Annotated in this window: 16 protein-coding genes, 1 pseudogene and 1 riboswitch; of the genes and pseudogenes, 4 read left to right on the forward strand and 13 right to left on the reverse strand. The window is 45.6% G+C overall.

Translation table 11 applies throughout. The features are described 5' to 3' along the window. Positions 1-21 precede the first annotated feature (21 nt). Positions 22-150 (forward strand): annotated as a pseudogene (locus tag KTG14_RS00005) (transposase); the annotation flags it as partial. A gap of 138 nt (positions 151-288) precedes the next feature. Here KTG14_RS00005 and KTG14_RS00010 read toward each other — a convergent pair. Next, positions 289-945 carry a potassium channel family protein gene (locus tag KTG14_RS00010; RefSeq protein ID WP_216968222.1) on the reverse strand — a complete coding sequence of 219 codons (657 nt, stop codon included), beginning with the start codon at positions 943-945 and terminating at the stop codon, positions 289-291. A 769-nt stretch (positions 946-1,714) separates the two neighbouring features. Further along, positions 1,715-2,566 carry a mechanosensitive ion channel family protein gene (locus KTG14_RS00015; protein ID WP_216968224.1) on the reverse strand — a complete coding sequence of 284 codons (852 nt, stop codon included), beginning with the start codon at positions 2,564-2,566 and terminating at the stop codon, positions 1,715-1,717. Between the two features lie 254 nt (positions 2,567-2,820). Between KTG14_RS00015 and KTG14_RS00020 the strand changes: the two genes are divergently transcribed. Continuing rightward, entirely contained in the window at positions 2,821-3,714 is an 894-nt protein-coding gene (locus KTG14_RS00020; protein WP_216968226.1) for an SDR family oxidoreductase, read from the forward strand. A 78-nt stretch (positions 3,715-3,792) separates the two neighbouring features. Here KTG14_RS00020 and KTG14_RS00025 read toward each other — a convergent pair whose 3' ends face one another. The 4 genes from KTG14_RS00025 to KTG14_RS00040 are packed head-to-tail and all read right to left on the reverse strand — an operon-like array spanning position 3,793 to position 7,446. Then, entirely contained in the window at positions 3,793-4,551 is a 759-nt protein-coding gene (locus KTG14_RS00025) for a (2Fe-2S)-binding protein (RefSeq protein WP_216968228.1), read from the reverse strand. Continuing rightward, positions 4,529-5,356, reverse strand: a complete 828-nt coding sequence (locus KTG14_RS00030; protein WP_216968230.1) for an ABC transporter ATP-binding protein — start codon at positions 5,354-5,356, stop codon at positions 4,529-4,531. Before KTG14_RS00030 ends, KTG14_RS00025 begins: the two co-directional genes overlap by 23 nt. A 42-nt stretch (positions 5,357-5,398) precedes the next feature. Continuing rightward, positions 5,399-6,451, reverse strand: a complete 1,053-nt coding sequence (locus KTG14_RS00035; RefSeq protein WP_216968232.1) for a FecCD family ABC transporter permease — start codon at positions 6,449-6,451, stop codon at positions 5,399-5,401. Next, a complete protein-coding gene (locus KTG14_RS00040) occupies positions 6,448-7,446 on the reverse strand; it encodes a FecCD family ABC transporter permease (protein ID WP_216968234.1) in 999 nt (332 codons plus the stop codon). Before KTG14_RS00040 ends, KTG14_RS00035 begins: the two co-directional genes overlap by 4 nt. 214 nt (positions 7,447-7,660) lie before the next feature. Between KTG14_RS00040 and KTG14_RS00045 the strand changes: the two genes are divergently transcribed. Beyond that, positions 7,661-8,623: an ABC transporter substrate-binding protein gene (locus tag KTG14_RS00045; protein WP_216968236.1), complete on the forward strand. Its 963-nt coding sequence runs from the start codon at positions 7,661-7,663 to the stop codon at positions 8,621-8,623. 120 nt (positions 8,624-8,743) lie between these two features. Here the strand turns inward: KTG14_RS00045 and KTG14_RS00050 are convergent, their stop codons facing one another. From KTG14_RS00050 to KTG14_RS00080, 7 genes are all read right to left on the reverse strand, one after another. Continuing rightward, entirely contained in the window at positions 8,744-9,019 is a 276-nt protein-coding gene (locus KTG14_RS00050; RefSeq protein ID WP_216968238.1) for a hypothetical protein, read from the reverse strand. A gap of 39 nt (positions 9,020-9,058) precedes the next feature. After that, a complete protein-coding gene (locus tag KTG14_RS00055; RefSeq protein WP_216968240.1) occupies positions 9,059-9,292 on the reverse strand; it encodes a hypothetical protein in 234 nt (77 codons plus the stop codon). Positions 9,293-9,556: 264 nt separating this feature from the next. After that, the gene (locus KTG14_RS00060) at positions 9,557-10,066 is read right to left on the reverse strand and encodes a hypothetical protein (RefSeq protein WP_216968242.1); all 510 of its coding nucleotides are present in this window, start codon (positions 10,064-10,066) and stop codon (positions 9,557-9,559) included. Between the two features lie 53 nt (positions 10,067-10,119). Further along, a complete protein-coding gene (locus KTG14_RS00065; RefSeq protein ID WP_216968244.1) occupies positions 10,120-10,419 on the reverse strand; it encodes a TIGR04104 family putative zinc finger protein in 300 nt (99 codons plus the stop codon). A 198-nt stretch (positions 10,420-10,617) separates the two neighbouring features. Then, entirely contained in the window at positions 10,618-12,549 is a 1,932-nt protein-coding gene (locus KTG14_RS00070) for a fructose-1,6-bisphosphatase (RefSeq protein ID WP_216969061.1), read from the reverse strand. 238 nt (positions 12,550-12,787) lie between these two features. Further along, entirely contained in the window at positions 12,788-13,558 is a 771-nt protein-coding gene (locus KTG14_RS00075; RefSeq protein WP_216968246.1) for a VLRF1 family aeRF1-type release factor, read from the reverse strand. 39 nt (positions 13,559-13,597) lie between these two features. Beyond that, positions 13,598-14,071: a hypothetical protein gene (locus KTG14_RS00080; RefSeq protein WP_216968248.1), complete on the reverse strand. Its 474-nt coding sequence runs from the start codon at positions 14,069-14,071 to the stop codon at positions 13,598-13,600. A 610-nt stretch (positions 14,072-14,681) separates the two neighbouring features. On the opposite strand from KTG14_RS00080, the gene KTG14_RS00085 reads away from it, so the two are divergent. After that, positions 14,682-14,882, forward strand: coding sequence for a hypothetical protein (locus KTG14_RS00085; protein ID WP_216968250.1), 201 nt, complete (start codon positions 14,682-14,684; stop codon positions 14,880-14,882). Between the two features lie 300 nt (positions 14,883-15,182). Then, positions 15,183-15,274, forward strand: a riboswitch (cyclic di-GMP riboswitch). Positions 15,275-15,311 lie beyond the last annotated feature (37 nt).

Genomic DNA, 15,311 nt, shown 5'->3' on the forward strand with positions numbered 1-15,311 from the left:
TCCTGAAAGTAGCCAGCCGTAGAAAGTGTGTTCGGTCATATCAAGGGCAATCGGTCGTTCCGCCGATTTCTCCTCCGGGGCTTAGAAAAAGTGCATACAGAGTTCGGGATTGTGGCATTGGCCCACAACCTCCTGAAAGTAGCCAGCATGCGCCGGCTACTTTCAGTGTCTTCACCAACAAATGAAAAACAGACGGAGAAAAAGAATTTCTTTTTCTCCGTCTGTTTTATTTTAGGGGCTTATGGGACAGCCCCTTTTTCCGGGACTTGCCCAAATCCAATATCTATACTAAACTCCCTTTTCCTCAAACCGCTTCAAATCATTGCGATGTCCCATTGCAACCAGCACATCGTCCAATTTCACTTGATCATCAGGCATCGGCGCCACGTTCACTTCGTCGCCACGCTTGATAGCGAGAATCGTACATTGGTATCGCGCCCGGATATCCAGCTCCAACAAACTTTGGTCCATGAGTTTTTCCGAAGCTACCAATTCGATAATGCTATAGTCTTCCGATAAATCGATATAATCCACGACCTTTTCCGAATCCATATGATGGGCGATGCGGATGCCCATCTCTTTTTCCGGCTGGATGACCCGGTCAGCCCCTACTTTCTCAAGGATCATCTGGTGCTGCAGGTCTTTCGCTTTGACCCATACGAGCGGAACGCCGATTTCCTTGAGCATCAATGTGCACAACACGCTCGTCTGCATATTCTCGCCGATTGCCACGACCGCGTGTTCAAAATTCCGCACGCCAAGTTCCCTCAAGCTCGCTTCATCTGTTGCATTCGCCACGGCGGCATGGGAAGAAAAATTTCTCATCATGTCGACACGCTCCGGCGATGAATCGATTGCCATGACATCATGTCCAAGATTGAACAGCTCTTTGCAGATGCTGCTGCCGAACCTCCCAAGGCCGATTACAATAAATTGTTTTTTCAAGTTATTTCCTCATTTCTATAATCCATAAAAATTATATTCAAGCTGATGGTGCTGCTCAATGTCGATTTCAGCTCTTTAAAGCCTCTAAATCGTTATGTTCAATTGACTAAAATCTACATCTGTTGAGTAATATTGTCAATATTAACAATAGGAAGTTATCTCGTTCAGATCCAAAATAAACCTGCAAGAAAAGACACCATTTTCCCTACTCAAAATAATAGGAATGGTGTCTTCTATCGACGGTTAATATATTATCTACTTAAAAGTGTCAGGCAATATAATCATACTGACTTTTCATATAAATTTGGATTTCAATGGCTATTCAGCTGCACGACTTTTCGCTCTGTGATTGGCATCGTTGTTGTCGTTGCATACGTGCTATTTTGCCATTCAAACATTCAATCAAATAAAACATCAGTCGTTTGTTCCCACTAAACTGTTGCGGATATTTCCATAACTGCTGGAAAACTTCTGTAAGGACAAGCTCACATTCCCCTTGGGTGTTGAATTTCCGGTAACAGACTTTCCAAAGTAACAAATAGTATTCATCATATATCAATTCCAAGGCGGCTTTGTCTCTAAACTTCAGTCTTTCCAACAATTGTCCATCCGTAGTCATTTAGCACCTCTCTCTTCTTATTCAAAATACCCATAAAAAGAGAAATAAAACCCTATATTCATTATAATATTAGGATAATTAATTGTGCTTCAATAACAAAAAGGATCGGCACCATTCAACAGTGCCGATCCTTTGCTCTCCATTATTCGTTTATGGCTGGACAGGATTCTCCAAACCTTTGTGAATCGTGACTTGATGTGGAAAAGGAATTTCGATATTGTGAGCATCCAGTGCTTCCTTGATGGATTTGCGCAGCTCGCGTTCCACTCCCCATTGCTCTCCGCTTTTCGCTTTGGCAATAATACGCAACGTGACATCCGATGCGCCGAACGCCTGGACGCCGATGACATCTGGTCCTTCGACGATGGCGGTGTTGTCTTTCTTCACTTTTTCGCAGACCGTTTTTAGTACAGCCATTGCTTCGTCTATGTTTTCGTCATACGACACGCCAATATCTACGAGTGCACGCATATTTCCGCGCGAATGATTGCTGACAGTCGTAATATCGCGGTTTGGGATGAAATTCAAGGTGCCATCGAAACTGCGGATTTGCGTCGTCCGCAACCCGACAGATTCGACTACGCCGTCAATGGCGCCGACCGTTACATAATCGTTGACGTCAATTTGTTTCTCCAGCAATAGGAAGAAGCCGGTGACCACGTCGCTGACAAGCCCTTGAGCCCCGAAACCGATTGCGAGGCCGACGATCCCCGCGCCCGCGATGAGGCTGGCGACCGAAAGCCCGAAGATACTAAACAAAGTCGCGACCAAAACAAAAACCAAAGCATACGAGAACACATTTTCTGCCAGTGCCTGGAGTGTCAAAGCACGGCCATTCGTAATGTCCCCTTTCTTTGTCAACCGATCAAACGAACGGTTGATCAACTTTCTCCCGATTGCCCGGACAATCGCAAACGCAATCAAAATCCCTACAACTTGAGCGGCGATAATTCCCGCCTCAACTAATAGATTTCCCCAGTCAATATCAATGAAATCAAACAAACAATCATTCCTTTCACGTTCTTGCGCAACTTTATTTAAAACTTGAGTTGTGCAGCATCTATGTATTTGCCTGTTTCTTTATAACATATATGAGGGTCTCATTTCATTTCTCCACCCCGAAGTTACTCTGTTTTCATAGTCACTTTTTATTTTTCCACATTGGAACGCTTACATTTCCACAAGAGGTTTCACTCTAGTTTCAGGTGGTAGATAAAGGTAGAAACTAACTATTCCCAAACTGAGGAGAGATAAAAATGGCGAATATCCAAAATCCTAGAACGCAATATACAACGGAAGATTTTCCGAAACAATATCAGGAAGCCCCTGGAGTCCAAAACCAAATGACTCCTGTGCCGGATTGCGGCGAGAAGACGTATAAAGGCTCTGGCAAGCTTGAGGGCCGCAAAGCTTTAGTAACCGGCGGTGATTCCGGAATCGGGCGTGCTGCAGCTATCGCTTACGCAAGAGAAGGCGCAGACGTGGCGATCAACTATTTGCCGGCGGAGCAATCCGATGCGGATGAAGTGAAACAATTGATCGAAGCAGAAGGGCGTAAAGCTGTGTTGATTCCCGGCGACTTGAGCAACGAAGCGTTCAACAAGGAAATGGTTGAAAAAGCGAACACTGAACTTGGCGGGTTGGACATTTTGGCATTGGTTGCCGGCAAGCAGCAAGCTGTCAAAGACATTGCCGACCTGGCGACAGAACAGCTTGAAAAAACATTCCAAGTCAACGTTTATTCCATGTACTGGACAGTGAAAGCGGCGCTTCCATACCTTCCAGAAGGCGCGTCGATCGTCACGACGAGCTCAGTTGAAGGCTTTGACCCGAGCCCGATGCTGTTGGATTATTCAGCAACGAAATTTGCAATCATCGGCTTCACGAAATCCTTGTCCAAACAACTGGCGGACAAAGGCATCCGTGTCAACTCCGTCGCACCAGGCCCAATCTGGACAGCGCTACAAATTTCCGGCGGACAGCCTCAGGAAAACATTCCGGAATTCGGTAAAGGTACACCGGAGACGCCAATCGGCCGCGCAGGCCAACCGGCAGAACTTGCTTCTGTTTACGTATTCCTGGCTTCCATCGAATCCAGCTATGTTACGGGACAAATCTACAGCATCACAGGCGGCATGACAACCGCTTAAATTTCTATCATCTATAGCATCCAAAAAAGCTTACGCCATCGATTGTTCTCGGTAGCGTAAGCTTTTCTATGCCAATATTTATGGACGGAATTTCTTCGGGCACGTTTTGCAGTACGCTTTTCCGCCGCCAGTTTCATAGGCAAAGCAGCATGTCTGCCGGGGCCGTACTGCCTCCCCACTTTCAGGATCGATCTTTTTGGGATGATGGAACTTCTGAAGTTGATTCACTTTTTCATGGAACACTCCAGCCGGCAAATCCTGAAGAAGAAATTCAAAATCGCTCTGTGCCTGCAGGCGGACATTTTCATCCTCCTCCAGCATTAGCCGATTTTCATAGAGCCAATAAACATAGATGGACGTGTTCTCCCATAAGATGCTTTTCGGGACGGGCGTGTGCCTTGAGATTATATGGATTATTTTTGATAACTCCTGAAACAACTTCTCTACAAACGCTTCAAATTCAATGAGCCGCGACTCATCCGATAGCTTAACGGCAGAAAGGTCTCCCCAAAATAAATGGGGGATCCAAAGGTTTTCTTGCCGCCGGTCCACGAGATAAGCTTTTGAAAAGTCCAGGTTCAGCAATTTATTGTACGCCGCCGCCGTGTAGAGAGACGGGACAATCATCAAATAACCCAAACGTTTTATGAGCTGGGATGCGGCTGCAATCCTGCTCTCGGTTTCCAGCTCTTGTTGAAGCCGAGTCAAATAACTTTGAAGGAATATAGGATCTTTGAGTTGACTCAGCAGAATCTTCTCTTCGTTCTCCACTCTTTCCAGCAGCCGGAAATGCTCACTTAAATAAGCGCTCTCCTCAGCTGCTAATCGGCACAACATTTTCCGCTCCGCCTTTTAAGTGTTTTCCTTTGCTGAATGGGATGCATAAGGGCGTGCCGCAAATCGGATCGCATGTCACTTGGCATTGCAGCCCGAAGACCGAGCGCATCAAATCCGGTGTGATGATATCGTTCGGCGCTCCTTGCTTGAACACTTTCTTGTCATGAATGGCTACGATGTGATCCGCATAACGGCAGGCAAGATTCAAATCGTGAAGAACCATGACGATCGTACGGTTTTGAGTTTGGTTCAATTCATATAACAAATCGAGGATATCGATCTGATGGGTCAAATCGAGGTAAGTGGTTGGCTCATCCAGCAGGATAATGTCCGTTTCCTGAGCCAGTGTCATGGCAATCCACGCCCGCTGCCGCTGACCGCCCGACAAGGAATCCACTTTACGTTCTGCGAATTCCACCAGTCCCGTTGCTTCAAGTGCTGTGAACACGGCTTCTTCGTCTTTCTCCGACCATTGCTTGATCCAGCTTTGATGCGGATAGCGGCCTTGCTTAACCAGCTGTAATACAGTAAGCCCTTCCGGTGCGATAGAGGTCTGCGGCAAAATAGCCAATTGCTTAGCGATTTTTTTGGTCGACATGTTGGAAATCTGTTGGCCATCTAAAATCACCGCACCTTCTTTCGGCTTCAATAAACGCGCGAGCGAACGCAAAAGCGTCGACTTGCCGCAGCCATTGCTACCGATCAGCACCGTGATTTCCCCTTTCGGGATGGACAAATCCAATTCACTGATGATGTCGGTTTCCCCGTATCCGAGCGTCAACCCTCTGGTAGATAATGCATCCATTACATCTTCCTCCTTTTTCAGCTAGCTAAATGTTCTTTCACGTTATCGATTCCGATTCTGATACAGCAGATAAATGAAATACGGCGCCCCGATAGCAGAAGTGAAGACGCCGGCAGGTATCTCCAATGGAGCAAATGCGGTACGGGCAATCAAATCCGCGATAAGGACAATCAGCCCCCCAATAAGAGCCGAAGCAGGCAACAAAGCGCCGAAAGCTGAACCGACCAATTTTCTGGCAATATGCGGCGCCATTAGCCCGACAAACCCAATACCTCCAGCGAAGGCTACAGCACCACCGGCGAGCGCACTGCTAAGAAACAGCAAGGCGAGACGATCCCGTTGAACCAGACTTCCGGCATTGACAGTCAGTTCATCTCCGAGTTCCTGAATATTCAAGCGCCTTGCATAAAAGAACAGAATCGCAGTCAACAGGAAAATCCATGGAATGATGGTCAGCACTTCCGTCCAATTGGTACCGTTGACACTTCCAGTGATCCATATATTTGCTCTCGAGGCTGTAAAGATAGGCCCGAGAATCATCATCATTGTCGTCAGTGCTTGTGCTGCAGCTGACAGCCCGATACCAATCAACACCAAACGGATCGGTGCCACTTGCCCGTATTTTTGGGACAATAAGTATACAAGGAAGCCCATGCCTACAGCTCCGGCGAATGATGCGAGCGGAAGCCAATGGATACTGACCGAAAGCGTATTGCTGCGGTCGCTATAGAAGGCTAAAAATGCCACCGTTGTAAACGAAGCTCCGGCTGTGATTCCGATAATGTCCGGTGAAGCCAATGGATTGCGGATAATTCCCTGCAAAATTGCTCCTGACATCGCCAGCCCCGCTCCAGCGAAAACCGCAAGCAGAATTCTCGGCATCCTGAACGATTGAACGACCAAGTTGTGCATGTCCGTGCCCACTCCGAAAATCGCCTTTACCACGTCTAATGGATAAATGACCAATTGGCCGATCCCTAAACTCAATACGATGGAGCCAAGCATTAAACTTGTGAGCACAATCAAAATAAAGAGGGATTTTTTTTCGATTAAAAATGACGCTTTCCCTAGACGAAAGCTTCGGTAATTCTTCATTCGCTTATCCCCCTCCTTGCGATATAGACAAAGAAAGGAGCACCCACGATGACAGTCATCACTCCGACCGGTACTTCAGAAGGCATCAGGATATACCTTGCCCCGATATCAGCTGCCAGAAGAAGGACCGCTCCGAGCACTGCGCTATATGGGATCACCCACCGGTAATCGATGCCGACTAACCATCTCGCAAAATGGGGAATGATGATTCCCACAAAACCGATTGGCCCAGCTACTGCTACCGAACCGCCCGCCAATAAGACGACGATTAATGCGCCCATCATTTTAACGAGCATGGTTTTTTGCCCTAAGCCCTTCGCGAGATCTTCTCCCATCGCGAGAACATTCATTTGCCGGCCAATCAGCAGTGACGAGAGCAGGCCGGCTATCAAATAAGGCAATACAGCAACCAGGATGTCCAAATCCCGTCCTTGGATGGAACCTGCGAGCCAAAACAGCACTTGATCCAATGCCTGCTCATTCAAGGTCAGCATCCCTTGCGTCATAGACGAAAACATTGCAGCGATCGCCGCTCCGGCCAAAGTGATTTTGATGGGGGTCATTCCTTCACTTCCCATCGATCCGAAAACGTATACGACTACAGCCGCCACGGCCGCTCCCAAAAAAGCCAGCCAAGTAAACGCTGTTAACGAAGACAAGCCCATAAAGCTGAGGCCGAATACGACAAAAAAACTGGCACCCGCGTTGATCCCCAAAATTCCTGGCGAAGCGAGTGGATTATTGGTGAGCCCTTGCATGATCGTACCAGAGATGGCAAGGCTAGCTCCGACTGCAGCTGCAATGAATGCCCGTGGTATTCTCGTGTCCTGAATGATGATATGTTCATTTGAACCGTCGAAACGATAGATGGCATCCATCAGCATTCCGGTCGTCACTTTTGTCAGTCCCAAAATGATGCTGAGCCAAATAAGGATGAGGACGATGATAATTCCTATTATCAATCCAATGGTTCTTGTCCGATTATTAGTGATCATAACTATTTAACCTTCTCCCAAATTCCCCAAAAGCTATATATTTGCCGACTTTTAAAAATTTATTTTAATAATTTCTTCCTCTAAGAGTATAAATGTGATTGATAATCATTGTCAATTAATCTTGGAAAACACCTTGACAGCTTTCGCTTCACCTTTTAAGATAAAAAAGGAAATGAAAATCGTTATCAATTAGAACTTAGTAGGAGGAACATAGATGTCTAAGAAATTTTATTCAACTACCATTTTATTGATGGCACTGGTTTTATTGCTCGCAGCTTGCGGAAGTGAAGAACCGGAAACACAAACTGAAAATAACGGTGACACTGCCAATGCCGAAAGCTACACCGTAGAACATGCCATGGGCAGCACTGAAATCACAAGCGAGCCCGAACGCATTGTGGTACTGACAAACCACGGAACGGAAGCCTTGTTGTCAATGGGAGTAACACCGGTTGGAGCCGTCCAGTCATGGACAGGAGACCCTTGGTACGAGCATATCTCTGAAGATATGGAAGGCGTCGAAGTGGTCGGAACAGAAAGCGAACTCAACCTCGAAGCGATTGCCGCTTTGGAACCTGACCTGATTATCGGAAACAAAATGCGCCAGGAAGAACAATATCAAGCATTGAACGCAATCGCTCCTACTGTGTTCGAAGAGACATTGCGCGGCGACTGGAAGATCAACTTTGAATTGATCGCTGAAACTATCAATAAAGAAGAACAAGGCCAAGAAGTACTGGATGACTATAATACACGCGTCGCTGAACTGAGCGAAAATTTGGGTGATAAACTTGATACCGAAGTGTCGATGGTGCGCTTTATGCCGGATGATGTCCGTATCTACCATAAAGACTCTTTCTCAGGAATCATTCTCCAAGAAATCGGCTTGGCGCGTCCCGAATCCCAAGATGTAGATGATTTCGCTGCCATGGGCGTGACGAAAGAACGCATTGAAGAGATGGACGGAGACGTTATTTTCTACTTCACTTACATGAACGATCAAGAAGAAGGCCAGCAAGCTGAAGATGCATGGGTGGAAGACCCAATCTGGAACAACTTGGAAGCAGTCCAAGCAGGAAACGCATACGAAGTCAGCGATACAATCTGGAATACAGCTGGCGGCGTCAAAGCAGCAAATCTCATGCTCGATGATTTGGAAGAAAAATTGCTTCAATAACAGGAAGCCCCTTCACTTTGCTGAAGGGGCTTTTTTTCTTTCCTATATAATGATTTGTTAGGACAGGACATAGATTCCGCTTGCCCGATTCCACTCATCACTCATAGTTTGAGTAGCGACTTAAAGAATATTTTTCAGCCACGTCATTAGGCGCAAAATCTCGAATGGCTCGGCCCAAGTGATAACAAAAAGGATGACGAAGAAAATAGAGAGCGACCAAACCTTCAGTTGGCCCGGCTCTTTTTTAAACGCAGCAATGAACACGGCGGCCGCGCTTGCAAATAACAGCAGCAAACCAGCGAGCGCAAGCGGCTCGGAATACCCGGACATCACCCGGTTGAGCATGAGCAGCAAGCTCCCCAAAATGATGAGTCCAATTGAATATTTACTGAACATCCCTTCTCCTCCTTGTTCAAGAAAGCCCGCTGTTAATCATCACGGCGCAAAGCCGTAGTAGAACAGGATATGTGCATAAAAACCGACGAATGCGACTAGCAAGGTCATCAGAACAAATAAAACCATCATGATAATTTTGGAAACTTTGCCTACGTCCAGCCGCCAAATTCCTTTATAGACCTGCACCCATAGCGCAACGACGAATGGAACAACCATTAATGGATAGAAAATAGCGAGGCCATTTCCAAAGATATCGAAATAATCCCGGTTCACACTGTCGCTGGTCCTGAAATAACGGCTCATTCCAAAAAAGAACGCCAGAAACGATAGTTGAACCACGACACCATAGATGAATAGTGGAATCCTGAATTTCCCTAAGTTTCGCAACATCCACAAGACAAAGCAGTAAATGATGGCGACTATAATGGCTATGTAAAAACTGAATGGATAGAAAATAAGCGCGCCCCCTTTTTTGATTATTATTGATTCAGCAAAAACCTTCTGTGTAAAAGCTTGCCGGAATAAGACTTGATTCGATTAATTGCCTTCTGTACTGAATTTCTTGTAGCCGTCCCAATCGTAAATGGCTTCATGCTCCTCCCCGTTCACTGTGTAATTGATCTTGGCAGCGCGATCGGGATCCTCAAATACTTCGCCGAGGCTCAATTCGAGAACGATGCGGCCTGTTCCGTCGACTTCGTATCCATTTATATCTTCAACCGCCCCAATCTCATGTCCTTCTTCGTAAACTCCGACTTGCTTCAGCGGATCGGCTCCATGCGCCTCATAGGCAATGCCGTCCTCCTCAAATGAAACCGGTTCGCCCTGTTCTTTCACTAAGTCAAAAGAATTAATGATAGCAGGCGTTTCCCCTGTCCATTCTATTTCATGAATCATGGAATACGTGGTATCCGCTTCAATAGAATCTACGTATATATTGTCCAATAGAAATTCTCCGCTTTCTTCCTGGGCGTCTTGTTCCGAATCGCTGCAGGCAGTCAATGAAAGAATTAGTACTGAGGCGAATAAGGCTGTGGATTTTCCCATGGCACTCATCTCCTTAATTTAAAGGTTTAAATGGCTAATCCAAAAAACGTAAGCTACCAAAGCGGCTCTTCTTCATCAGTCAATTCGACTAAAACTGGATAACTAGCAATAATCACAAAGAAACTGACAGCCAATAGAATTAATATAGTACTTAACGAAAGATCAAATAAAATCCCGAAAAGCATAACCAGTGGCGTTAGAAAATTTAAAAGGCCGGCTCTTTTTTTCGACCGCGTAGTAAGAAATTGCTTTTTTCCACAGTACGGGCAAATCATTCCCGTATCCAATGTAAACATCTTTTTGACCGTCTGCTTCCAGCCCCATTGTTGATGGCAATTTTGACAAATCGGCATGGACTCCCTCCAGTCAGCTTTTTGTTGAATTTATACTCTTTAAGACCTTGTCCTTATTAGACTAACAGAGATAACCAAAAATTCCCACAATACAAATTCCAATTAACTGGATTTCACTTTTACAGTTAATTACTCTTCCCAATTTATCTTCACTAAAAAAGAGCAAGAACTGATATTCAGTTCTTGCTCTTAAAGCTCTTAATTCATATAACGATGCTTTCTCAACCTGTTCAAATTGGAGATTTCCTGCAGGAGATCTTCCCCAATATTCGTCTCCCGTACCTTTTTGCGCTCGAGTTCTTCGTCGACCAATCGTTTGATCGACAAGACGTCGGTCCCATTTTGCAAGACTTCTTCCTTGGAATTGAAGCGCTGGTGAGCGACAAGTTGCATGCCATAGGAATTATACAACAGCGTATAACCGGCAATTCCGGTCGTCGATTGATAGGCTTTCGAAAACCCGCCGTCGATGACGATCATTTTGCCGTTCGCTTTGATCGGGTCTTCGCCGTCCCGTTCCTTGACCGGCGTATGGCCGTTGATGATGCGGCCGTGGTCGGGATTTAAATCGAATTCCGCGAGCATTTTGCGGCACATGTCTTCATCTTCACGCAAATGGTAATATGGGTTTTTCCTTTCTTTATGGGTTTCTTTGTCTTTGATGAAATAGCGTTCGAACGTTGTCATTTCGCGTTTGCCAAACAGCGAGGAATTCTCGCCTGTCCATTGGTACCACACCATGTCAGTCGCGAAATCGTCGCATTCTTCCGGATGCGCGAAGGCATAGCGGGTATATTCTTCGAACACATCGAGCAGTTCCCGTCCGGCGTAGCTTTCGCCTTCGATATTCATTTTTTTCATGTCGCCGTTCTCCTCGAGTGGGATACAGCCGTGGATCAGCAAATTGCCATTATATTGAAGATACAGTTTGCCCTTTTTCATGAGGAAATTCATATGGCGCGACAGTTTCTCGGAATGTTGGATGGAAAATAGCAATTTGTCGATTACTTGTTGCTCTTCTTCGAGCAAGCGGTCGGGATGTTGCGGGTCGATTGTGGCAAAGCAGGTGTTCTCAAGCGGATAGGTTTTGCCGTGGATCGTCGCTTCGTTCTTGTCATAATCGACTTTCTCCAAGAGCAAGCGGTCTTCCATGGCGAAGCAGGAGCGCCGTTTGATGATCGGGCTTTCCAATTTAAACTGGATAATCGAGATCGCCTGGTGGATTTTCGTGATTTGCGATTGTTCCTGCTCCGTTAATTGTTCGCCTGAAATGCGTTTCGGATGGAAGGCCGGATTGTCTTCGTAATATTTCTCCGCCAAATTCAACAATGGGCGCAAATTGATGCCATAGACATCCTCGATGATGTCCAGGTTATTATAGCGCGCACAAATGCGGATGATATTTGCAAGACATACTTTGGAGCCGGAATAGGCGCCGATCCACAAAACATCGTGGTTGCCCCATTGGATATCGACGGAATGGTAGTCGATGAGCGTATCCATGATCTTATGCGGATCCGGTCCCCGGTCGTAAATATCACCGACGACGTGCAAATGGTCGACTGTCAGGCGCTGCATCGTATAGGCTAGGCTGACAATCAGCTTGTCCACTTGCCCCAAGGCAATGATCTGCTCGAGCATTTTCGCGTAGTAATCTTTCTTGTTGGTGAATTCATCCGTCTTGTATAAGAGTTCTTCGATGATGTAGACGAATTGCTTCGGCAAAGCTTTGCGCAATTTGGAGCGCGTGTATTTAGACGATGCGTAAGACACCAGCTTGAGCAGCCGCTCAATCGTTTCGATATACCAGTCCTTCAGCTCTTGCTTGCTGCTGAAATGGCTCTTGATCAGGCTCAATTTTTCTTCCGGATAATAGACGAGCGTCGCGAATTCATTGAGCTCTTCTTCTCCCATCTCCCCCTCGAACAAATCCCTGATTTTCACTTTGACGTTGCCGGAGCCGTTGCGCAACACGTGCTGGAATGCCTGGTATTCGCCGTGGAGGTCACTGACGAAATGCTCTGTCCCTTTCGGCAAATTCAAGATGGCTTCCAGGTTGATGATCTCTGTCGCCACTTTTTCTTCGCTATCGTATTTTTCTGCTAGTAGATCCAAGTATTTTGAACTGATCATACGGCACCCTCCTTCAAGTAATCTGTCTTAATCGAATTCAATGGAAAGCAAATTCCCGTAAAGCGGACTTATCAAACAGGCTTACGGAAGGAATTTCTCTATATTTCCAGTCTATAGCAGTTTTAGCGAAGGCTCTAGTATTAATTGAAGGACAGCAGAAAATTGGAAGACAAGAAAAAAGCTGCGCTTTGCACATTTCGAGTGCAAGGCGCAGCTTTTAGATAGTCATCCCTTCTTATTCGAATGCGGCTTGAAGCACTTTTTGGTGTTCTGCCCCTCCTAAATTCTTATTTACTACCCGGTCCGCTTTCATGTCCAATTCATCTTCGAGCAAATTGACCGGCCGTTGATGCCCGATTAACACCAGTTCGGACCAGTCGTATTCTTTGCGCAATTTTGCGAGTTCGGCGGAAAGCTCCCGGTAAAATCTGCGGATCTGTTTTTCTTTTCGGCTGTCGAATTGGTCGACTTGGCTGCTCGATGAAGCCTGGCCTTTAGCGCTTCTTCCCTGGTGTCTACGCCAGTCATCAGTATCCAAATCCAATTCGAATACCCAGCTATCGTCAATTTCTCCCAAGCTGGAATTGTGTACCGTAACGGTTTCCGTTTGCGCAACGACGATGCCGGTCTGCGGAAATTTGCGGTCCAGAGCTTCCAGTTGGGAGGTGCTGGCAGAGTCGCCGTAAACAAATTCGTTGTCGACATCCAATTGCAGGAAATGCACTTCAAAAAGCCCGTCGCTGCCTTCCGCAAAAACGATGAGGCTGCGCAGCATACGCGGTTCGCTATGTTTCAGCTCCTGTTCGACTTTACCCTTTAGCTCTTGAAAGGCCTTGTGTTTTTCAGCATTCCCTTCGACTTGCTGTTCAAGTTGCTTGAATCCGTTTTTCAGATGGGTTTTCCATTGGCTTCGCTCTTCCGGCTTGGTGCTTAAATAAATCGACAAGACGCCAGCTTCGGAATTTTCAAGGTTTTTCAGCTGGTTGATTTCTGTAGATAGCCCCACTTGAATCCCTCCTTCATGATGTCCCGAACTTCGCCTGGATTACAGTTCTTCATCGGTTCTCGTCACTTTGCCGCCCAGTTCGTCCACCAATCCATCCAGCACGGATTCTTCGTATTCTTTTCCGATGGCAATGATGCCCGTTGTCCCAAGTTCAATATTGCCAATGGTCTTTTTAAACAATTCTTCAGTGGATTTCATTCTTTTTAATTCCTTGCTGGTTCCGATCATGCCGCCCGTCAACGTTCCGAAAAGCACGCCAAAGGGGCCGCCCAAAATTCCAACAGCCATCCCGATCAATGCGCCTTTGGTGGCTTTGTTCGATCTGGATAAATCGGCCGCATCTTTAAAAGCGAACGACCCGTTTTCTTCCCGCTCGATCACGACAATCTGCTGCAGCTCGAGTTGGCCTTCCACATGATATTGCTTGAGCTGGCTGAATAATTGATACGCCTTCAAATTGTCTTCAAATGACAAGGTGATAATGTGATAATGCTCGGACTTCTTTCTGGCCATCGATATCTCCTCCATCTTTTATTTTTCTGCGGCAGCAGTGGCTCAATTAGTAGATAAATGACGCCAATATTCCAGTAAGAAATACAGAAGTGATCGTTACGGTCAAGAAGCACACTTGTCCTTCCTGTTCATGGTGCCGCTATTCAATTTTTTAGGAAAACGGGTGGCCATGTTGGGGGGGCTGCTTATTGACTGGGGACAGCGCTAAAATTTCACGTACGGTTTATACATGCAAAAATACGTCCATGTACTATAGGGCCGTATTTTTTATTTTGGGCTATGATGGCTATAGAAAGTTTGGCTAGAGAATTATGTATTTATTTTGATGCACTAAGCTATGGTCTATAGGAATTGAAGTGAAGCGAAGGGTGGTCGTTGAGGGGACATATATTTATAGAAAAAGATTTTTTTGCAGATTCGGCTAAAATACAACTGAATGTAAAAAAATTGAACAAAAACGAATCCAATTATTCGTATCAACTTATGCAAAACAGGATTTATCTAATAAAATAGAACTAGAAAAAATAATATATCTTTAGTTACCCGATTTTTCAGAAAGATAATCTGATTTTTGTCTGTAAAGAATTTTTTATGATGGAAAGGAATTGTTATGACACAACCTCTTATCAGCTTGCTCATTCTTGGTTTTATTGTGATGACCCATATTATGGTTTGGAAATGGGCCGCCTATCTTCAAGAAAAATATGCCGACGATGCCAGTAAAAGGCGCATTGCTGCGGGCATCCTTTTTATGTCTATTGCTGCATTGTTCGGTTTAACCGCTTTCTTTTTAATGCAATCTTCTATTTAAACTCACCAACTCCAGAAAGGATATGATATAACACAGCTTTTCATTTCACGCAGGTTTTTTAGGGTTTATTATTATCCCCCCTTCTAGTCAGCTACTGGGCTCGACATTTTCACGAGCAATACGGAAACGACCCGCAGCAAACACGAAAAGGCATTTTGATGATTACGATCCCCCTCATAGCCATTTTCCTGATAGCGGCTTTGTTTTTGTTTCAAACTTCTCAATAAACGTCACGTAGAAGCTTTAATAGGTATATAGTTACTATTTTAATGCAACATACTGGAATTATAATAAGGAAAAAACTGAAAAAGGCAAACTTACCTGAAAAGGAAGGACGCAAAGCCATGAGCCTACCCGCTACTTTTGCAGCGCACGGTCGTCAGGTTGCCAGGCATCCATTCTGTGGGCCTTGGCTAACAGAATGGAGGA

The organism is Planococcus sp. CP5-4_YE, assembly GCF_019042655.1.
In the GTDB taxonomy this organism is placed as follows: Bacteria; Bacillota; Bacilli; order Bacillales_A; family Planococcaceae; genus Planococcus.